The 19828-nt window shown below is 54.8% G+C and carries 15 protein-coding genes; 8 read left to right on the top strand and 7 right to left on the bottom strand.

From position 1 onward, the window contains the following. Positions 1-225: 225 nt before the first annotated feature. Positions 226-3240, bottom strand: a complete 3015-nt coding sequence (locus tag JUJ53_RS12835; RefSeq protein WP_204152415.1) for an MFS transporter — start codon at positions 3238-3240, stop codon at positions 226-228. 100 nt (positions 3241-3340) lie between these two features. On the opposite strand from JUJ53_RS12835, the gene JUJ53_RS12830 reads away from it, so the two are divergent. Next, positions 3341-4834 carry a pentapeptide repeat-containing protein gene (locus JUJ53_RS12830; RefSeq protein ID WP_204152414.1) on the top strand — a complete coding sequence of 498 codons (1494 nt, stop codon included), beginning with the start codon at positions 3341-3343 and terminating at the stop codon, positions 4832-4834. A gap of 235 nt (positions 4835-5069) precedes the next feature. Here JUJ53_RS12830 and infC read toward each other — a convergent pair whose 3' ends face one another. Then, on the bottom strand, positions 5070-5606 hold the full coding sequence (gene infC, locus JUJ53_RS12825; protein ID WP_204152413.1) for a translation initiation factor IF-3: 537 nt from the start codon (positions 5604-5606) through the stop codon (positions 5070-5072). A 655-nt stretch (positions 5607-6261) separates the two neighbouring features. Between infC and JUJ53_RS12820 the strand changes: the two genes are divergently transcribed. After that, a complete protein-coding gene (locus tag JUJ53_RS12820) occupies positions 6262-7041 on the top strand; it encodes a ComF family protein (protein ID WP_204152412.1) in 780 nt (259 codons plus the stop codon). On the opposite strand, the gene JUJ53_RS12815 is transcribed toward JUJ53_RS12820, so the two are convergent. After that, on the bottom strand, positions 6976-7341 hold the full coding sequence (locus JUJ53_RS12815) for a hypothetical protein (RefSeq protein WP_204152411.1): 366 nt from the start codon (positions 7339-7341) through the stop codon (positions 6976-6978). The genes JUJ53_RS12820 and JUJ53_RS12815 overlap by 66 nt on opposite strands. Positions 7342-7738: 397 nt before the next feature. Here JUJ53_RS12815 and JUJ53_RS12810 point away from each other — a divergent pair, with 397 nt between their 5' ends. The 3 genes from JUJ53_RS12810 to JUJ53_RS12800 all read left to right on the top strand — a co-directional run bounded on the left by JUJ53_RS12810 (position 7739) and on the right by JUJ53_RS12800 (position 12429). Beyond that, a complete protein-coding gene (locus tag JUJ53_RS12810; RefSeq protein WP_204152410.1) occupies positions 7739-8317 on the top strand; it encodes a hypothetical protein in 579 nt (192 codons plus the stop codon). Positions 8318-9109: 792 nt separating this feature from the next. Next, positions 9110-11149, top strand: a complete 2040-nt coding sequence (locus JUJ53_RS12805) for an adenylate/guanylate cyclase domain-containing protein (RefSeq protein ID WP_204152409.1) — start codon at positions 9110-9112, stop codon at positions 11147-11149. Positions 11150-11586: 437 nt separating this feature from the next. Next, on the top strand, positions 11587-12429 hold the full coding sequence (locus JUJ53_RS12800) for a DUF928 domain-containing protein (RefSeq protein ID WP_204152408.1): 843 nt from the start codon (positions 11587-11589) through the stop codon (positions 12427-12429). 128 nt (positions 12430-12557) lie between these two features. Here JUJ53_RS12800 and petA read toward each other — a convergent pair whose 3' ends face one another. Beyond that, positions 12558-13547 (bottom strand): apocytochrome f, encoded by a 990-nt coding sequence (gene petA / locus JUJ53_RS12795; RefSeq protein WP_204152407.1) that lies wholly within the window; start codon positions 13545-13547, stop codon positions 12558-12560. 109 nt (positions 13548-13656) lie between these two features. Next, positions 13657-14196 (bottom strand): cytochrome b6-f complex iron-sulfur subunit, encoded by a 540-nt coding sequence (locus JUJ53_RS12790; protein WP_204152406.1) that lies wholly within the window; start codon positions 14194-14196, stop codon positions 13657-13659. A 549-nt stretch (positions 14197-14745) separates the two neighbouring features. On the opposite strand from JUJ53_RS12790, the gene JUJ53_RS12785 reads away from it, so the two are divergent. Then, a complete protein-coding gene (locus JUJ53_RS12785; protein ID WP_204152405.1) occupies positions 14746-15060 on the top strand; it encodes a DUF3067 family protein in 315 nt (104 codons plus the stop codon). 4 nt (positions 15061-15064) lie between these two features. On the opposite strand, the gene tatC is transcribed toward JUJ53_RS12785, so the two are convergent. Beyond that, the gene (tatC, locus tag JUJ53_RS12780; protein WP_204152404.1) at positions 15065-15874 is read right to left on the bottom strand and encodes a twin-arginine translocase subunit TatC; all 810 of its coding nucleotides are present in this window, start codon (positions 15872-15874) and stop codon (positions 15065-15067) included. A 155-nt stretch (positions 15875-16029) separates the two neighbouring features. On the opposite strand from tatC, the gene JUJ53_RS12775 reads away from it, so the two are divergent. Both JUJ53_RS12775 and JUJ53_RS12770 read left to right on the top strand, forming a co-directional pair. Then, on the top strand, positions 16030-18093 hold the full coding sequence (locus JUJ53_RS12775; protein WP_204152518.1) for a prolyl oligopeptidase family serine peptidase: 2064 nt from the start codon (positions 16030-16032) through the stop codon (positions 18091-18093). A gap of 201 nt (positions 18094-18294) precedes the next feature. Then, positions 18295-18666 (top strand): DUF4864 domain-containing protein, encoded by a 372-nt coding sequence (locus tag JUJ53_RS12770; protein ID WP_204152403.1) that lies wholly within the window; start codon positions 18295-18297, stop codon positions 18664-18666. 218 nt (positions 18667-18884) lie between these two features. On the opposite strand, the gene JUJ53_RS12765 is transcribed toward JUJ53_RS12770, so the two are convergent. After that, positions 18885-19748, bottom strand: coding sequence for an arginase family protein (locus JUJ53_RS12765; protein WP_204152402.1), 864 nt, complete (start codon positions 19746-19748; stop codon positions 18885-18887). Between the last annotated feature and the right edge of the window lie 80 nt (positions 19749-19828).

Below are 19828 nucleotides of genomic sequence, written 5' to 3'. Positions count from 1 at the left end.
TCAGTGCCGGGGGATTGTCGAACTGAGTCTAGGGAGCATCTCACCTTGACAAAGCCATGACCCACCCAAAAAGGTATAAGAGGAGCCGGATTCAAAGTCCCTCGCCCGACTTGGGAGAGGGATTTAGGGTGAGGGTTCACGAAACGTGGGATAGTCCCTGAGTCCTGGCTCGGAGAGGTTGTCTAGACGTAGAGTATATCGCGTGGTGCGATCGCATCTCTTTTCCTAGGCATCTGGAAGGCTGGGAAGTGCTGGCTGGCTGGGCTGGGGCGGTAGGGTGGTTTGTTCCATGATGAATAATAGATGCCGAATCTGGGCCGCCACTAGGGGATTGGGATCTTGGCCCAACTGGGGCAGCAAGATGCGTAGGGTGCGCGGTGAGGCCACCTGGAGGTAGGACAACACAGATTCTCGCACAAACCCCGCTGGGTGCCGCAGACAGGCGATCGCTTGATCCACTTTCACGCCCCACAACTGCCGCCGGGCTAGGTGGAAACAGCAGGCTAGGGCCCACTCGGAGAGAAAATGGCGTAGGTCGAGAAGGTATCGCAGGCGATCGCTGGCGGCCATGGGGGTATAGGGAACCAGGTCGGACAGGCTTTGCAGTTTGTCATAGTCGGGGCGGCGATCGAGGATGCTAAGCAGGGCGCGCTTGCTGGGTAAGTCTACCGTATTATCCAGGATCTCTAGACCCCGAGCCATATTGTCGGGGGAGCCTGAGAGCAGGTTGAAAGACGCGGCCTGGATGGCGCTGGATGGGTAGAGGAATCGCATCAGCAAAAAGAGACGATCCTGGGCATCGGATTGGGCATAGCGCAGGGCCCGCCGCAGCAGGTCAGCTTCTCGACCTTCCAATCGTTCTGGCAGGAAGTCGAGCAGGGCTGCATACATTTGCCCGATCAGCATCAGTTCTTGATTCATCAAGGTTTCAACCCCGCGCCGTCCTAAGCGATCGCCCACGGCTTCAATGCCCGCATCGTGGGGCAGCTTGAGCAAAATCCGTAGAATGCTGCGGCGGGATGCGCCCCAGGAGGTCACCAAGTGAGACACGAGGGCATTCAGGGCTTCTAATGTGCCGATGCGTCCCATCACTTTCCAAGCGCTATTGCGGACAATATCCGGTTGATGAATATCTTCGGCAATGGAGAGCACTAGGGGAATGGCGTCATTTTCCAGGCGGGTCAGGGCCTGCATGGCGGCCTCTCGGGTGGATTGATAGCGCAAACCCCGAATCAAGGAGGGATAATATTCTTCCAAGTGGGTGGAGGCGATCGCTTCTAGCAGGGCCCGCCTCACCCGCAGAGACTCATCCTGTAGCAGGGGCTTGATATAGAGCCGCAGGGCCTGCATATAGACGGCTTCCCCGAGGGCTCGGCAGCCCATGACCCGTTCTCGCTCTTGGGTGTGGGTGAGCATCCGCCGTAGGGTGGCGGTGGCTTCTGCCCGTTCGTGGGAGTTGCCGCGCCGCAGCATCAGGGAGGCGGCCGTGCCGCGCACGACGGGATCTTGCTGGGCTTGCAGATAGTGGCGCAGTTCGGGGATGTCTGGATTGGTTTCGGTGAGCCAGATATACCGCAGGGCAACGGCTAGCACTTCTGGCTGCAGGGGGTTTTGGATTAGCGATCGCACCCGGTCGAGATAGTCCAAGCTGGGATGATCGAGCATGGCCTCTAGGCTTTGGCGCTGGAGCCGTGGCGTCAGGCGGGCTAGTAGGGGCGACAGTACATCTCCCACGTTTCTGGGGTCAATATGGGTGAGCAGTTCAATGCAGGACTGTTTGTCCGCCTCGGTGCCCGGGCGATCGAGGGCATCCACCACGGCTCGCTTAATCGATCGCAGATCCACGTCGGATAGGCTCAACTGCCCCCGTTCGGCGCTGAGCACGAGGAGTTCTAGGTAGCGCGATCGCAGCCACCAGACGGTCAGCAGCCACACTAGGGCAGCTAAGAGAATCAGCGCGGTGAAGGCTCCGTCTTGAAATTGCTGAAAGAGGACGGAGTTGGCGCTACCCGCCTGGGTGCGAAACACCTTCAGCACCAGCAACATGCTGCCTCCCGTGACGCCAATGGCAATGGGTTCAGCGACGCCTCGCACCATAGACTGCACGCGGCTGCGCATGGTGTCGGGGATGGGTTGAAACAGGACGGGGCTGGTGCTGGCCACTAGGGTATAGCGCAGCAATTCGTCCACGAATTTCAGCAGAATGATCCCCCAAAAAAGCACGGCCGGTTGACCGAGAACGAGGAGGGAAAAGCTGCTGATGGTGACCACTAAGACCGGCGGCAGCATGGAGATGAAGAACACGCCTAGCCGCTCAATCATGCGGCTGGAGATGAACCATTGGGTGAGCAGTTCAAACAGCCCCAAAACGCCGCTGAAGAGGGCCAAAAAGTCGGCAATTTCTTCTACTTGTACGTTCAGGTTTTTCTCAAGCTGGCTGAGATACTGAAAGTCGATCAGCAGCAGCAGCACCTGAATCATCACGAAGAAGGACACAATCAGCACCACGTACCGCAGCAAGGGCCCCCGCAGGCGACGGGCGGTAAAGTCAGGTTGCTTCTCCTGCATCCGCCGTCGGGGCGAGTCGGGGAAGAACTGGTGGTAGGTGCGGCCAATGTGCAGCAGCGTGAATGCGCCCACCAGCATCATGCCGCTGGCGAGAATCAAGATATTGGGTAGACCAATCAGCGATCGCAGCACCGGCAGGGAAAACCCGCTGAGCACGTCGGCCATCAAAATGCCGCTGCTGATGAAGGGGAAGGTGCGTTTAATTTCTCGAATATTGAAAAGCTGGTTGGCGGTAATCGTTGTCGTCAGTTCGTTGAGGACATAGATCCCTTCCACCCACAGCCGCAGCATGAAAATGGCATAGCCCCCCAAGAGGGCTGGGTGCATCCCAATGCGCAGGAGCACCACCGGCACGGCCATCAAGACGGCAATCAGAAAGATGACGTGGCGCAGGGGCAAAAACTTTTGCATCCAGGAATAGAGCAATCCCAGAGCGGCTCCAATTCCGGAGCTGGCTAAGTAAATCCAGGGCAGCCCTTCTGCTCCATACTCTCCTAGGAACAGCGCTGCGACGCTCACTTCAAACCACAGCACGCCAACGGACGTGGTGGTGTAAAACAAGAACATCAGCAATGTTCGGGCTCCTTCCTCTGGGCGGAGGTTGAGCCATCCTAGGATCTTTTGTCGAACACTCGGTGTGTTCTGATTGAGTTGCCAGTCCTCTAACTTCATGATGTTACGCTGTGCTGCCTACTATCTAAGCACGGGAACCTCCCATCCGGATATGTCTGTATCCCATGGGTCGCTAGGATATTCAAGGGAGAGCAAGATGATGACAGGAAATCGATGGGGCGATCGCTCTCGATGGATGGGGCTAGCGGTGGCGATCGCTCTGATGGTGGCCTGTGGCTGGGGGCAGATAGTCGGCTCTCAAGGATGTCCGGGCTGCGACTTGCCGGGCATGGACTTGAGCGATCGCTCGTTTGCTCAGGCCGACTTTCGTCAAGCGAACCTGCAGGGGGCCAGCTTGGCGCGATCGCACCTAGAGCAGACCCAGTTCCAGGGGGCCAATCTCCAACAGGCGACCTTGACGGCGGCCGATCTGCGGGGGGCTCGGTTTGCCGGTGCCGATGGTCGAGGTGCGATGTGGGATCAGGCGATCCTTCACCAGGCAGACTTTGGGCGGGCCAACCTAGCTGGGGCTAGCTTCAAAGCTGCGGATCTATCGGGGGCAGATCTATCCGGTGCCTACCTGCGGGGAGCCTATCTGCGGGCAGCAGTCCTGCAAAATGCTACTCTATCTGGGGCAGATTTGCAGCAGGCCAATCTCCGAGATGCAGTTCTGTCGCTAGACCAGCGATCGGTGGATCTATCAGGGGCGAATCTGCGGGGAGCGGATTTACGCAAGGCCAATTTCCATCAAGCGACGTTGCGCGGGGCAGACTTGACCGGTGCCAACCTCAGGGATGCTGATTTCACCCAAGCGGATTTGCTGGGAGCCATCCTCACGGATACGGAGCGATCGCAGACCCGGTTTGACTATGCCATTGGTCTGAGTCCTGAGGATGCTCAGCAGGTGCAGGAGGACTGGAGTCTGGGCGGTATACCCTGTGAGTTTACTCTGGAGCGCACCGACATCCAGCGCCGCCGTCTGCAGGGCCGTCGCGATCGCCTGCGAACGACCCGCACCTGTTCCTACTGTGACTTGGTGGGGGCCGATCTGCGGGGACTAGATCTGAGCCACGGCAATCTTAAGGGGGCCGATCTGCGGGCGGCCAATCTGCGGGGCACGAATCTACAGGATGCAAATTTGAGTGAGGTGAATCTTGATCCCCTGCCGTTGCTGGGTGCCGATGACCTCTGTCTCTATGCGGCGCTGATCCCGGATTTAACCCAAACGAAGCTCAGCCGAGCCCATTTGGCAGAGATCCAGGCGAATCCTAGCCTCTTCACCGAGAGTGATGTGACCGGGGCGATCGCTCCCCCAGAGTTCCTGGCCCAAGTAGAGCGCGATCTCAATCTGGCCCGCCTGCGCACCACGGGGCAATGTCCTGGCTGCGACCTCCAGGGCGTAGATTTTACAGCCCAGCCTCTCAGTCTAGCCGGGGCTAACCTGCGGGGAGCCAACCTCAGCCATGCCGTTGTCTATCGCGAGTATTCCAGCACCCAACGCTCCTGGCCCGATGCGGTGGATCTGCGAGGGGCAGATCTCCGAGAGGCTAATCTCACTGGTGCCCAGCTATCGCCAGAGTCTGGTCTAGATGGAGCCATTCTCTGTCGTACCACGCTTCCCGATGGCAGCAGCAGCGATCGCGATTGCCGTTAGCCACCATGCCGTGAATCCTGCCGTGAATCATGATACAGACCATGCCCCAGATACTTGAGAAGCATCTGGGGCGATCGCCTTCGAGCTGGGACAGTCTGGGATGCATCCACCCTAGACCTCTGAGGCGGACGTAACCCGCCTAGTTGCTAAGGCGGGAGCCCTTGTGTATCCTGGAACTCCTTTTCGTTCTTCTGTCTTGCGGTACTAGGGATATTGATGGCCTATTCCTAGAGGTTTAGACCTTCTTGGGAGAGAGCATCATCATCATGTTGCGCCCTTCCCGCTTCGGCGTTTGCTGCACCTCGGCCAGTTCTTGGAGATCATGGGCCAACCGTTTTAGCAACACTTCTGCTAAATCTGCATGTTGGATTTCTCGTCCGCGAAACATGACCGTCGCCTTCACCTTGTCTCCAGACTTCAGGAAGCGCTCTGCCTGATTCACACGAACGTTGTAGTCATGCTCTTCGATCTTGTAGCGCATCTTCACCTCTTTGACATCGGAGGTGTGCTGCTTCTTGCGGGCTTCCCGCGCCTTCTTCTCCTGCTCAAATTTGTACTTGCCATAGTCCACCACTCGGCAGACCGGCGGATTAGCCTTATCGCTGACTAGAACCAGGTCTAGATCCTTGTCCTCTGCAATTCTCAGGGCTTCGGAAGGAGGCATAATGCCAAGCTGTGCGCCGTCTGTATCAATGACCCGAATTTCTGGAAAGCGAATCCGTTCGTTGATAGTGGGCAGGTCACGATTACGATTCTTCTTAGTCAAAACCATGGGCGACGATGATATGCGTGAATTTGCGAGGGTTTGCCAAACACTACAAAACAATCAAGTCAGAATCTACGATGAGGACGTAAACGAGACAACGCAAACACTATCTAACCATAACTGTTCACTCACTAGGGATGGCTGTGAGTGACGTCACACAATCGTTATGATTCAAACGCAAGGGCGATCGCCCGCAGCTATCTGCAGGGCTTGATGGGTATGGATGAGAGCCGGAATGGTTTGTCATGAACCCTAGGGCATCTGTCATGGTCGGCTCACACCAACGGCTGAGACAAGGTCTAACCATGGTCACGACATACCAGAGGTTTGAAACCTAGAGAATAAGGGGAAGTTGAGATAGTGCAATGGGCCATCGATGGTGCAAAGGCTGAATGGAAAACGTCAACCACGGTGTCTAGATCACAGGGCATCTCTAGATCACAGGGCATCTAAGGCATGCTCCCCAGTGGGACATGAATGGGAGATGAATCAGTGGGTACACGGTTTTGATCATGACCTGTGCCCTTAATACTAAACATACTATGCGATCTGGCTGGATTGCGTTTCAGAGTTTTACAGATTTGTTATACGGCAGTGCGGCGATCGCCCCCATCTTTTGCACCTGTTGATCGATGCCCACGTTGCCTATGCTCATCAACCTATGCAGATGCTTAACCGCTTCACCCAAGCTGTCCTTGGATGCCTGTTAGATGAGGGCTGTTTGGTTTGCCAACGGCCTACGCCAGGTCATCTCTGTCGTGACTGCGATCGCCAGTTGCGATGCTGTCAGGTATCCCATGCGCCACCGTCGAATTTAGACCGCCCGCTCTTTGCTTGGGGCGACTATGGGGGAATGCTCCGCCAAGCGATCGCGTTGATTAAATACCACAACTGTCCTCAGCTTGCCCGCCCTCTGGGGCATTGGCTGGGGCAGGCTTGGCTTGATCAGCAAACGAGCCATCCCAACCATGCCAACCAGCGACTGCTCAAGATGCCCCAGCTCGTTGTGGTTCCCATTCCCATGTATGCCGACAAGCAACGGCAGCGGGGCTACAACCAGGCTGAACTGCTAGCCGATGCATTTTGCCAGGTGACAGGACTACCGCTGGCCCGTCGTGGTCTGGTGCGGGAGCGGAATACCAGCCCTCAGTTTGAACTCTCCGGTGCGGAGCGGGAGGCAAATCTACAGCAGGCCTTTCGGCTGGGCACCATGAAGGGGCGATCGCCGGTGTTGCTTTTGGATGATATCTACACCACCGGCGCAACCGTACGGTCAGCGCTACAGGTCTTTCAGGCAGCGGCTATCCCTGTGCAGGGCGTGGTGGTCTTAGCCCGAGCGGGGGGCCATCCTCCCAGGAATCCTGACCCCTCATCGCTAGGAGTGGGCAATGGGGCGGCTATTGGGGCGATCGCCCGATCCATAGACCGGCGTCGGGTCTAGTCCAGAAATCTGGCTGAACTGTTCTGGCGTCAGCGTGCTGATGATCGGATGCTCATCCCAGCTATGGAGCATGGTGTGAGCGCGGCGGAGAAAGTCCGTTCCTCGCACGAGGGGCACGCTGGCCCAGCAATCGACTAGGGTTTCGATTAAGGCCAGCTCTATGAGCGGTGCTTGGTAGGCATCGAATAGGTCATGGAGATAGGCATTGAATTGAAAGGGCTCTTGTCCATCTAGCCTGTAGCTATTGACGATGTGTTTAACCCGTTGTCGGCTGAGTTCATGTTGAATATTAACTAGCATGTGTGCAAGTGCCCTGTGTACCTACAGGTTGTTGGGGTTGATGACGATTCCAGCATCCTGACCCTATATGTACCTTATTTTGGTGATCATTGGCGGAATAATCCGTCCTAGGTCTAGCAAGGTTGTGCCTAATGTGCCATGGTGCTGTTGATCGCATCTGATGCCGGCCTCTAGATCCCTGCATAGGATCGTGATGTATCGAACGGTATCCGTCACAGCCTGAAGGCTCCGAGGCGTCTGGAGGCATAGCATCTCGAACGCCCATTTTGTGAGATAGCAACCTTCCATCCCCTGCTTTTGCCCGAAGATAGAGCAAGGTCGGGTACTATCTACTTGCTGTTGTGTTCAGAACCTCTCCACCACTGTGAACTTTATGTTGAATTGTTTCCGTCACATCATGTCTAACCGCAGGCTCCTTGTTCGTCGGTTTCCCACCGCAGGGGCAGCGATCGCCCTGGCTTCTAGTGTGGCGATCGCTGGTTTGCCGATCTCGCCGGCCCAAGCCCTGTTTCGATCGTCTCCCCGTGGTAATGACTACGAGATCTGTGCCAATCGTCTGCTGAGTGCCGGTATTTCGCCAGAAGAGGCGGCAGACTCCTGCGCGGCCGCTCTCCATCCCCAGGATTTGTCCAGTTGTGTCCTGAGTATTGATTCTGGTACGCCGGTGGCTGCGGTGGATGCTCTGACCGGCTGCAAGCGGGTGCGCCGTCCTCTAGATTTGGCAGAATGCGTTGTGGATGTTGATTCAGACACCCAGAGTGTGGCGTCTATCGAGTCTTTGGACTACTGCCGTCGTAGCTTACTGCCGCTGGAGTTTTCGAGTTGTGTGGTGGGGTTGCGCCGCGAGATTGACCTAGAGGCGATCGCTGCCATGGATGTCTGCATTGATGCGGATGACCGTGCTATTCAATATGCACCCAGTGTTTTGCTGGAGACGAATCCATCCCTGCGTCTGACGCCGTTGGAAGTCCGATAGGGAAGTCCGATAGGATCGTCTTAATGTTGACTGACCCGTGGGTGGCTTTGCGTTGGGCAGCCCACGGGGCTTTTGGGTTCTCAAAGCTAGATGTCTAGGATGTCAATGCCTTCGGTGGCGGACTTTCTTGCTGCATCGATCCGAGCCTTGGGGGGGCGATCGCGTTGTTGCCATCCTTGCGCATTGGAAGAATTTCAGCTCATGGGTTTTGATTTGTGCGGAAAGAATGCCAATATTGAGAGACGCGAGGCGTGAGTGCTGTCCAAGCGCCACGATAGGTCGCTTTTAAAGTGTGAACATAGGGCAACGACGCAGCCTCGACTGTGTATCTTCATCAGCCATGGCCCGGCCTGGTCTGAGAGACTACCGTCATGCCTAAGATGCTTATTTCAGGGTGTTTGTTTTACAGCGATTCAGGACTGGATCACCAGCCCGCAACGATGTCCCGTTGTGCAATGCGCTGGTGTCCTAGGGTTTGTTGCACATAGGCACACCGGACGGTGTAGCTCTACCTAGAACGTTATGGAATGTTTGGGCATCCCATGGGCGATCGCTCCTGTTTCGTGTCTTATCCTGGTTTGCCCAGCCCGAGACCGTAACCTGATAGCAGGCATGATATCGGTTGTTGCGGGGGCAAGCCTAAATTCTTTTTTGACCGATGAAGTTCTTGGCCGATGAAGCATTGTTCATCGCAATCTTCAGCCCACCCGTGGTGGTTGGGGTTCACCCGTTTGTTGATTTGCCCCTGTTCATCGTTGTACTTCCAGGATTCGTCATCTACCTGAGGTATCTGTGAACGTCGAGCACTTTCGCACTATTCGCAATCGTCTGGGCAGCCGCTGGCGTAGGTCTGTTCGTCCAGTGCTCCATACGGGCGCTTCGGTTGTTACACTCCTCAGCCTCGTGACCACCGGTGCCGTCACTGGTATGAAGCTACTGGGCTGGATGCAGCCCTTGGAGCTGCGCGCCTACGATACCATGGTGCAGCACCGCCCCCATCGAGATGAAGATCCTCGGCTGTTAATTGTGGCGGTCACGGAAGGCGATATTCGTGCCCTGCAGCGAGCAACGCCCTCGGATGCTAGTTTGGCAGAAGCGATCGCTATTTTGAGTGAGTCGTCTCCCCGCGCCATCGGCATTGATCTCTACCGCGAGGTGCCTCAAGACCCTGGTCATGAGGACTTGCTGACCCAACTGCAGCGACCCAATGTTTTTGCGATTACGAAACTGGGCGATGCGGTTACCGAAGGCATTCTGCCACCCCAGGGCGTACCGCCAGAACGGGTTGGCTTTAATGATCTCCTGATCGATCCCGATGGCGTGGTGCGCCGCAGCCTGCTGTTTGCCACGACCGACGATGGTTCGGTGTACTACGCCTTTGCCCTGCGCTTAGCCTTGGCCTACCTGGCGGAGGAAGGGATTGGCTTAGAGGCAAGCCCTGTGGATGACTCATCCTTCAGCCTGAATGGCACCTCTTTCATTCCCCTAGAGTCCACCGACGGCGGCTACTACACCATTGACAGTGCTGGCTATCAACTGCTGTTGAACTACCGATCGCCTCGCTCCTTGGCTCGCCAAGTGACGTTTTCGGAGGTGCTGGCTCGCCAGGTGGATCCGGCTTGGGTTGAGGGCAAGATTATTTTGATTGGCACCACCGCTCCCAGCGGTAAAGATTTATTTCAAACTCCCTACAGTGCTGCCGAAACTCGCGATCACCTGATGCCGGGCGTGACTATTCATGGTCATATGGTCAGTCAGATTCTATCGGCGGCGTTGGATGGCGATCGCCTGTTTCGCTTTATGCCATCCTGGGGTGAAGGTCTGGTGCTCTTGGGCTGGACGCTGCTAGGCGGTACGGTGGCTTGGTGTCTGCGCCATCCTCTAGTGTTGGGGGTAGCGACCATAGCGATCGCTGCTGCGATTGCCCTGATCAGCTATGGAGCCCTGCACTACTATCACCTTTGGCTACCGTCGGCTGCTTCTGCCATCGGCGTGTTGATCAATGTGGCGGCGGTAACGGCGGGGCGGGCGAGTGAATCTCAACGCAAGGAGCATATGGTGATGACCTTGCTGGGGCAAAATGCCTCGCCGGAAATTGCTGCGGCTCTCTGGGACAATCGAGATGCGCTGATGGATACGGGCAAGCTGCCAGGGCAAACCCTGACTGCCACCATTCTCTTTAGCGATATTAAGCATTTCAGTCGGATTGCTGAAACCCAGTCTCCTGATCGGGTGTTGCTGTGGCTGAATGAATATCTAGATGAAATGACCCAGTCTATTCAAGAGCATCAGGGCATCGTCAACAAGTTTACCGGGGATGGCCTGATCGCGGTCTTTGGGGTGCCTGTGGGACGCACGACGGAGGACGAAATTGCCCAAGATGCTCGCCATGCCGTCAGTTGTGCCTTAGATATGAGCGATCGCCTGCGGCGGCTGAACCAAGCCTGGCAAGCTAGGGATCTACCGGAATGTCACACCCGCATCGGCATCTTCACAGGCAACATTATTGCCGGTAGCCTGGGGGGCAAAAACCGCTTGGAATATGGGGTGATTGGAGATAGTGTCAACATTGCCTCTCGCCTAGAAAGCTGCTGTAAAGACATTCATCCAGGACAGTGCCGGATTTTGATTGCCGAGGAAACCCGTCAGTACCTTGATGAGCGGTTTGACCTAGAAGACTGGGGCGGTATGCTGTTGCGAGGACGGGAGCAAACGGTGCAGGTCTACCGTGTGGTGGTGCCGTCTACGGAGACAGCTCAGCCATCGATCATCCCTCTCAATCCAGAATCGCCAACCTATACGAAAATTGATGTAGATTCTGTGAAGAGTTAATTAACACAACATGTGATGCTTTGCACGGGTGTTGTGTACTTTCTCGTAAGAGTCCCGTTGACACTAAGAGCAGATGGGGTGATCCTCAACCTAAGGAATTCTGGTTGATTGACGAATTGACGATGGACTGTCGTTTATCCATGCTGAATTGGAACTCTACCTTGAGTCTTCAGTCTTAATTGATCAAGACCCATCAGTGAGAACCCCGAGAGGATGGTGGAAGCTAGTCTTGCAGAAAGTATGCGGTTACCAAGCCCATCTTGGCACAGTGACGGATGCACCTTCGTGTGCCTCGTCTGTGTACCTCGCGAATGGTGTACCTCGTTAGGTTTGCCAGTTGCGTTTACCCCGTGATGGCCGGTGACATCAGACCTTGTGCTGAGCCCAAGCTTTCAACCTTGTTGATTATCGTATTGATAGCAGGACGCTTACTAACTATGTCTTCGCTCAAGCTTCTTTCCCAAAAGATTACAGCCTATACCCTGGTCTCTGCTGGCCTGTGGATGGGCACCCCGTTGACCCTAGCCACCCTTGCTCAAGAAGATTTTGTACCCCCCGATCGCGGCAGTCCAGGGCGATTAGTGGGCGGCGGTACGCACTATACTCCCCCCGATCGCGGTATTCCTGGTCGTCGAGAGGGCGGTGGCACTCGGGGCGGCTGCATGAGCCCGCAGCCTCTGACAGCTCTGATGCCCATGAATGGCTATGGTGAAACCCTAGCAGCCTATCCAACGTTCTACTTCTATGTCCCCGACTTCAATGCAGAAGCAGCAGAGTTTATCTTGCTGAATGAAGCTGGCGATGAAATCTATGCCTCCGAGTTTCAAGTCACGGGCGAACCGGGAGTTATCGCCATCCACCTGCCTTCGACGGTGGGCTTACCGGAATTGGCCATAGGCGAAAACTACGAATGGATCTTCTCGTTGATCTGCGATCGCACCGATCGATCGGGAGACTCCATGGTCTCGGGCTGGCTACAGCGCATTGAAACTCCTGCCACCTTGGCCATGGAGCTAGAAACCCTACCGGAGAGCGATCGCCCAGCGCTCTATGCGCAATCGGGTCTCTGGTATGAAGCGATCGCTTCTCTCGCTGACCTGCGCTTGGCCAACCCCACCAGTGCCGCGATCCAAGAGCAGTGGTCTAGCTTGCTGTCCTCGGTGGAGTTAGAGTACCTAGCGGAGGCGGAGTTCTTGCCGCTGACGTCGGTGGAGGATGGCGTTAATGGCGGGATGGAGGATGGCGGAAATAGCGGGATGGATAACGGCACGGGCAACTAGACCCAGCCGCCAGATGAGCTGACTATCCTTTAAAACGAACGGGGAGGCGATCGCACGATCGCCTCCCCGTTTTAACTAGGTGGTGAGAATGGGGCAGCGGCGAGCGATCGCCCAACCGCTGGAGTCCTCTAGAAGCTCATTTCTGCAGCTTGCACTTTCTCGATTTGCTTCTTCTTAAGCACCAGCATCACCTGGGATAGCATCACCGCTGCCATGAAGGCAATCAGACCCTTGATGCGAGTGGGGCTTTGCAGCACGATTTCTGCATCTTTTTGACCAAAGCCACCCACGTTGGGATCAGCATTGAGGGGAGCGCCGGTGGTGACCACATCGCCTTCGGTGACCACAAGCGTGGGCCCAGCAGGAACGTTGTCAACGACGACACTGCCGTCTTCTGCCTGGATGGTGACGTTGTAGCCACCGGTTTCATCAGCAGCAATCTTGCTCACAACACCGGAAGCAGAGGCGTTGTAGATGGCGTTGTTGCTCTTGTTGCCCGCAGGGTAGATTTGACCGCGGCCACGGTTGCCGCCTACATGCACCGAGTATTTACCAAAGCTCACCGACTTATCGGTGGCTGGGTTGGGCGATAGAACGGGGAAGACGATTTCTTGATATTGCTCACCGGGCAGCGGGCCAACCAGGATGATATTGTCCTGGGTTTCGCTGTAGGTTTGGAAGAGGTAGCTGGGGCCAACTTCCTCTTGCATCTCTTCTGGGATGCGATCGCTAGGAGCAATGGTGAAACCCTCGGGTAAAACCAGCACCGCGCCCACGTTCAAACCACCTTTCTCTCCGGTGGCCAGCACCTGTTGAGCATCGCTATCGTAGGGGATTTTCACCACAGCCTTGAAGACTGTGTCGGGAAGCACCGACTGGGGCACTTCCAGTTCCGTGGGCTTTGCGCCAAGGTGGCAGTTTGCACAAACAATGCGCCCCGTTGCTTCACGGGGGCTTTCGTAGTTTTGCTGTGCCCAGAAGGGATAAGCTGCCGCCGATTGGGGCAATAGCAGATCACTACCGAGGAAAATCGTTAAGGCAGCCAGCAAGGCGAGGGTGCCCTTCGCCATCAGCTTGGCGCTACGTGGCAGCAGCGCAGACCAAATTCTTGATTTCATGGGTACCAGAAAGCTCAACAAGACAGGGGTATGGGTTAAAAACCGAGCAGCCAAAGGATGCATCGGAACGGTAAAGGATCGCCAGACATGCGTTGGGGACTGCGATCGCCTAACTCCACCAAGGAGATTCGTTGGTGCGGAAGTCGGTTTCTGTCCAAGGAACAAAGGCTACCTTGCCATCGGTTACTTCAGCATGGGCAAGCGCTAGGGACAGCGGTGCGGGGCCGCGAACCACCTTACCTTCGCTGTTGTACTGTGACCCATGGCAGGGGCAAATAAATTTGTTTTCACTGGCATTCCAAGGCACCACGCAACCCAAGTGGGTGCAGACTGCATTGATACCGTAGGGAGCAATTTCTTCGGCACTGCTAACCACGATGTAGGTGGGGTCGCCTTTAAGACCCTGGGCCAACACGCGATCGCCTACACTGTGGCTCGCCAAAAAGTCTGCCGCAACGACGTCGTTACCAAGGGCATCTTTTGCAACGACACCGCCGCCACCAGCACCACTGGAGGGAGGCAGGAAATATTTCACGATGGGATAGAGGGCCCCTAGGGCGGTTCCTGTCACAGCACCAAAGGTCAGCAGGTTCATAAACTGACGACGCCCCATATCGGGCACATCAGCATTTCCAGACAGTTGTGTCATGATTTTATTGGATACGGCGTTTGAGTCGTGTTCTACAAGTGTTCTGTGTTTAATCGTATCGCTTTCTTAAGTCAGATCACTCTCGGAAAGCTAAACCAATGCGATCGCCCCAACGCCCTGCCGCTTTGACAGCCACGCTTACCATCGCCGGACTTAACGATTAGTTACACAAGCAATTAATGATAGAAATTTACACTTCTTCTAGAAGTATTGTACAGCCTTAGAAATGCCGTGAAACCTAGGGATTTCAATATGAAAAAATATTAAGTTTTGATCGAATGTGGCGCGTTTGTTGTTACTAGAAATCCTGGTCTATGGGCGATCGCCTGCATCTTGGGACGAGGAGATAGATGGGGACTGGTTGACTGACCAACCTTGAAGACCCTCACCCCAAACCCCTCTCCCAGGGCGGTAGAGGGGCTTTGAAAGCACTTGCACTCAGAGACGGGGGTGGGTTGTCCTAAGACCCCACAGGTCAGACGCTGGGAGTGATACCGCCCATCAATAGCCTCTAAGATAGATAGGAACGGGTTAGCAGCAGGACAGATCATGACAGGAGAGGAGCTGCATCAGCTACTCATAGACAAATGGGGACGATCGTACGATCTACAGCTACGACGCATTCAAGACCAGGTGTTTCTACAGGTGATGTGGAAATATTTGGAGCAGGTGTCGTTTCCCCGCAGTGAAGCTGACTATTTCGCCCATCTGGAGGCGATCGCTCACTATATGAACGCTTGGGGCAGCGAACAGTACATTCGTCAGTATATTGAACAGACGCGCGATCGCCCCCGGTTGGGCAAGGCTGTGAGTATTCCCATTGATCTAGGGGAACGGGCCTCGGAGTGGTTGCTAGAGTTCTAAGCTACTACCGTCCAGTGGCAACTACCATGCCAATACCGCCAAAGTAGAGAATCAACACTGCGCCAGCAAACAGGCTTTGGGTGATGGGATCGGTAGATGGGGTGAGCACTGCGCCCATGATCGCCGCGATCATAATCACATATCGCCAGTTGGACAGCATTTGCCGGGATGACACAATGCCCAAGGTGCCGAGCAGGAGCTGAATGATCGGTACCTGAAACGCTAGACCGGTGCTGAATAACAGCAGCAGCACAAATTCAAAGTAGCGATCGATGGACCACAGTTGCTCCACCACGCCGTCGCCGTAGTTGATGAAGAAGTTGAGGGCGGCAGGAATGAGGGCGATGTAGGCAAAGCCCAGTCCAGCAACGAACAAGATGCTCGATCCAAAGACAATGGGCGCAATCAAGCGGCGTTCTCGCAGCGATAGCCCCGGCAGCACAAACTGCACAATTTGGTAGAGCACGAAGGGCGTTGCTACCAAGAGACCGCTATAGCCAGCCACCTTGATGGATACAAAGAAATATTCTCCGGGGGAGAGCTGCAAAAATTTGACGCCCTGGGCAGGCACTTCGAGGAGCTGCACGATAGGCTTCACGTACAGGAAGCAGCCAATCACGCCGAGGATGGCCGCCCCCAGGGAGTAGAAGATGCGCTGACGGAGTTCCTCAAGATGGTCAAAAATTGACATCTCGACTTCATCAGGAAATTCATCGACGGAATCATCACTGGCTGAACGCGAGTTAGCCTGCGCGCTAGCTAGCTTTGGGTTGATATCTTGCGTCGCTGTCTCAAGGTCAGAGGGAGGGGTCATGGGTTCTATCGATCTTGGGTTAAGTCAGCAATCTGCTCACTATTATGACGCACCCAGCCTTTCCTTAATACCCTCAGTGTGGCCCATCGTGGTGGGTTGGTTGGGCCGTGGGCAAACGCGATAGAGTGAAAGGTGTTGGATTTGCGGCGATCGCCATGGCTGAAACTCCCCTCACCTATCCCTCCAGTCTGCAGGTTGATCATGTGGATGATTACCACGGTACAGCGGTGGCGGATCCCTACCGCTGGCTGGAAGACCCTGATTCGCCGGACAGCCGTGCCTGGATTGAGGCTCAAAACCAGCTCACCTTTGAGTATCTCCAGCAGATTCCATCCCGAGAAACCTTGCGCGATCGCATCACCCAGCTTTGGGACTACGAGAAATTTGGCACGCCGTTCAAGATGGGCGATCGCTACTTTTACTTTAAAAATGACGGGCTGCAAAACCAGAGCATTTTGTACACCCTGCCCAGTTTAGACGCCGAGCCGCAACTGCTCCTCGATCCCAACGGGCTTTCGGAGGATGGCACGGTGGCGCTATCGAATTTTGCCATCAGTGAAGACGCGCGGTTTATGGCCTACGGGCTATCTAGCTCCGGTTCCGATTGGCAAGAGTGGCAGGTGCGCTCTGTTGAAACCGGGGAAGACCTGCCGGATCATCTCAAGTGGGTGAAGTTTTCCGGGGCAGCCTGGAGTCATGACCACCAAGGCTTTTTCTATTCTCGCTACGATGAACCCAGCGCCGACAGCCAGTTTGAGGCGGTGAACTATTACCAGAAGCTCTACTACCACCGTTTGGGGACGCCCCAGGCTGACGATGTGCTGATCTACGATCGCCCTGACGAGAAGGAATGGGGGTTCAGCGGTAGCGTCACGGACGATGGGCGGCTGTTAATTATTTCCGTCTGGCGGGGCACTGAACCGAAAAATCTCTTGTTCTACAAAGATCTGACGGTGGCCGATAGTCCAGTCGTGGAGCTGATCCGAGACTTTGAGGCGGAGTTTAACGTGGTGGAAGCTGAGGGCGATCGCCTTTGGGTGCAGACCGACTTAGATGCGCCTCGGGGACGGTTGATTGCCATTGATCTAACCCAGCCCGATCGCGATCATTGGCAGGAGGTGATTCCCCAAGCGGCGGAAACTCTGCAATCCATGACGGTGCTGAATCATCAATTTGTGGCCACCTACCTAAAAGATGCCCGCAGTCAGGTGCAGCGCTTTGCTCTAGACGGTACACCCCTGGGAGAACTGCCCCTACCCGGCATTGGTTCGGTGGGGGGCTTGGGCAGCAAGCGCCAGGATACGGAAACCTTCTACAGCTTCACGGGCTACACTACGCCCACCAGTATCTATCGCTACGATGCCGTGACCGGGGAAAGCCAGCTCTTCCGCCAGCCCACAGTGGACTTTAATCCCGAAGACTTCACCACCACCCAGGTGTTTTACACCAGTGCCGACGGTACCCAAATTCCCATGTTCATCACCCATAAAGCCGGGTTGGTGCTGGAGGGTAACAATCCCACCTTGCTTTACGGCTACGGTGGCTTTGGCGTGTCTCTCACCCCGAGCTTTTCCCCTAGCTACCTGGTTTGGATGGAGATGGGGGGTGTCTATGCGGTGCCCAATCTGCGGGGTGGGGGTGAATATGGCGAAGACTGGCATCAGGCGGGTACGAAGCAGCGCAAGCAAACGGTTTTTGATGATTTCATCGCCGCAGCGGAATGGTTGATCGACCAAGGCTATACCCGCTCAGACAAGCTAGCGATCGCCGGTGGCAGTAATGGTGGTTTGCTGGTGGGAGCCTGTATGACCCAGCGTCCTGAGCTTTTTGGGGCTGCCTTGCCCGCCGTGGGCGTCATGGATATGCTGCGCTTCCATTTGTTTACCATTGGCTGGGCCTGGTGTTCGGAATATGGTTCATCGGAACATGCCGACGACTTTCCCACCCTCTATGCCTATTCACCGTTGCATAATCTGAAGCCGGGAACGGCCTACCCCGCCACGTTGATTACCACGGCTGACCATGATGATCGAGTGGTGCCCGCCCATAGCTTCAAATTTGCGGCTGCTCTCCAAGCGGCCCAGGGGGGCGAGGCTCCAGTGCTGATTCGCATTGAGACCAAGGCAGGGCATGGAGCTGGTAAACCTACGGCCAAGGTGATTGAAGAAATTGCCGATCGCTATGCCTTCCTGGTGAGGACGTTAGAGATTGGGACGTAGGTGGACTCAAGGCCGGGTTTCGACTGCGCTCAACCCTCTTTCCATCAGGATTTAAGCCTTGAGCGATGTCGAAATGCTGGCCCATCGCTATGTTCTCCCACTTAGCATCGACCGTTGTCATCTTTTCCATGAGCGATCTATTGAACGATCTACTGAACCATCCATTGAACGATCCGTTGAACCATTCGCAGAATCGAGGTCATGATAGACATCACCGAACGCGATCGCTTGGCGATCAAAACCACGATTTCTCAACAGTTGCAGGCATTTGAACAGGGCAATGCCATGCAGGCCTTTTCCTTCGCCAGCCCCAGCATTCAACTGCAGTTTCAAACCCCCGATCGCTTTATGCATATGGTGCGGCGCGCCTATCCATCGGTGTATCAAGCCCGCTCTGTGATTTTCGAAGATTTAGGGATGATTGATCACCACCTTGCGCAAGCGGTGTTGATCCTAGGCCAGGATGGCACCCTATCCCGCGCCCTCTATCTGATGCAGCAGCAGCTCGACCACATGTGGCGGATCAATGGCTGCCTGCTGTTGCCTATTCATGATCCAGAAAGCGTGGAATGATCACTTCCTATGCCGTTAGGCGCAGCCGTGACGCATCGTCTCATCAGGCTTGGAGGCGTTGCGCTATCGCCTTATCGGAGCCAAGTCGCAGGCTATACGTATCCTACCTATCCCTAGAGTTGTCTTACTCATAACGTCATCGAACGGTTGCAGCCAGCGGCGATATGCAAACTGAACTAAGAAGTAGCGATATGTTTCCGTCCGCTGCATTGCAATGGTTATACGGCTGTCAGCAGCGGCAAACTAATGTAGTCAAGCAGCTTGACAACTTCTAAGATTGCCAAGTTTTTACACCCAGAAGGTAAGAATTCCAGCACGCTACAGCCAACTATGTCAAATTTTCGTTTTAAGCTAACTAATAAGTCCTTGAGTTTGTCTATGTGTATTCCACCTGGCGTTGGACAAGCAACATGAGGAAATTCTTCAGGGTCGATGACGTCTAAATCAAGATGGATGTAAAGCTTATCAAAGCCAGTCTTGTCCAGCATTGAGAATAAGCAATCAACATCTCCATCGTTTATTGCTTCGGCAGAAAAAACAGATAATTCATTCTGTTGAATGAAACTTTTTTCAGGTGGGTCAAGCTCCCTTGCTCCAATCAAAAATACTTGCTCTGGGCGTAATGTTGAGAAGGCTTGATTCACTAAGCTTACGTCGCCTTCACCCAGTAAAACCCGCAACGGCATTCCGTGGAAATGAGCACTAGGAGATGAACTAGGTGTATTCAAATCTCCATGAGCATCTAGCCAAATGATAGCTAGGGATTGATCGTATTTCTTATTTAGAAAAGAAACTGGAGCAATTTCAACGCCGCAATCTCCTCCAATAGTCAAAATACGTTCTGGGATATGAGTCTGAATCACCTTGCAAGCATCTAGAAGTTGAGAAAAGATTTGGCTGTATCCAAGAATGTTTTTGTCAGCAGCTAGGGAATAAGTTGAAGAACTAGGAATCTGAGTGAATGAAATTCTGTTATGAAGGGACTCATAAAGAAGTTTAGCCCCTTCATAAAGTTCAAATCTTGCTGAACCCTGCCATTGTGGAAAAAAGAGATTCAGAGTTTCGGGTGATAATTTTGACATTGATAGCTCACTTAACACTAGATACTGGCAGATCACTTTCAGGCAACCGTTCTCACCAATAAACCGAAGCTGTATACCTC

It is taken from the genome of Leptolyngbya sp. CCY15150 (assembly GCF_016888135.1).
Taxonomy (GTDB): domain Bacteria; phylum Cyanobacteriota; class Cyanobacteriia; order RECH01; family RECH01; genus RECH01.
Note: the sequence above shows the minus strand (reverse complement) of the source record. Positions and strands in the feature narration are given on the sequence as shown.

What these genes read in the sequence shown, in the direction of transcription:
- JUJ53_RS12835 (WP_204152415.1), bottom strand. Translation starts at nt 3,240, where the DNA reads ATGAAGTTAGAGGACTGGCAACTCAATCAGAACACACCGAGTGTTCGA.
- JUJ53_RS12830 (WP_204152414.1), top strand. Translation starts at nt 3,341, where the DNA reads ATGACAGGAAATCGATGGGGCGATCGCTCTCGATGGATGGGGCTAGCG.
- infC (WP_204152413.1), bottom strand. Translation starts at nt 5,606, where the DNA reads ATGGTTTTGACTAAGAAGAATCGTAATCGTGACCTGCCCACTATCAAC.
- JUJ53_RS12820 (WP_204152412.1), top strand. Translation starts at nt 6,262, where the DNA reads ATGCAGATGCTTAACCGCTTCACCCAAGCTGTCCTTGGATGCCTGTTA.
- JUJ53_RS12815 (WP_204152411.1), bottom strand. Translation starts at nt 7,341, where the DNA reads ATGCTAGTTAATATTCAACATGAACTCAGCCGACAACGGGTTAAACAC.
- JUJ53_RS12810 (WP_204152410.1), top strand. Translation starts at nt 7,739, where the DNA reads ATGTCTAACCGCAGGCTCCTTGTTCGTCGGTTTCCCACCGCAGGGGCA.
- JUJ53_RS12800 (WP_204152408.1), top strand. Translation starts at nt 11,587, where the DNA reads ATGTCTTCGCTCAAGCTTCTTTCCCAAAAGATTACAGCCTATACCCTG.
- petA (WP_204152407.1), bottom strand. Translation starts at nt 13,547, where the DNA reads ATGAAATCAAGAATTTGGTCTGCGCTGCTGCCACGTAGCGCCAAGCTG.
- JUJ53_RS12790 (WP_204152406.1), bottom strand. Translation starts at nt 14,196, where the DNA reads ATGACACAACTGTCTGGAAATGCTGATGTGCCCGATATGGGGCGTCGT.
- JUJ53_RS12785 (WP_204152405.1), top strand. Translation starts at nt 14,746, where the DNA reads ATGACAGGAGAGGAGCTGCATCAGCTACTCATAGACAAATGGGGACGA.
- tatC (WP_204152404.1), bottom strand. Translation starts at nt 15,874, where the DNA reads ATGACCCCTCCCTCTGACCTTGAGACAGCGACGCAAGATATCAACCCA.
- JUJ53_RS12775 (WP_204152518.1), top strand. Translation starts at nt 16,030, where the DNA reads ATGGCTGAAACTCCCCTCACCTATCCCTCCAGTCTGCAGGTTGATCAT.
- JUJ53_RS12770 (WP_204152403.1), top strand. Translation starts at nt 18,295, where the DNA reads ATGATAGACATCACCGAACGCGATCGCTTGGCGATCAAAACCACGATT.
- JUJ53_RS12765 (WP_204152402.1), bottom strand. Translation starts at nt 19,748, where the DNA reads ATGTCAAAATTATCACCCGAAACTCTGAATCTCTTTTTTCCACAATGG.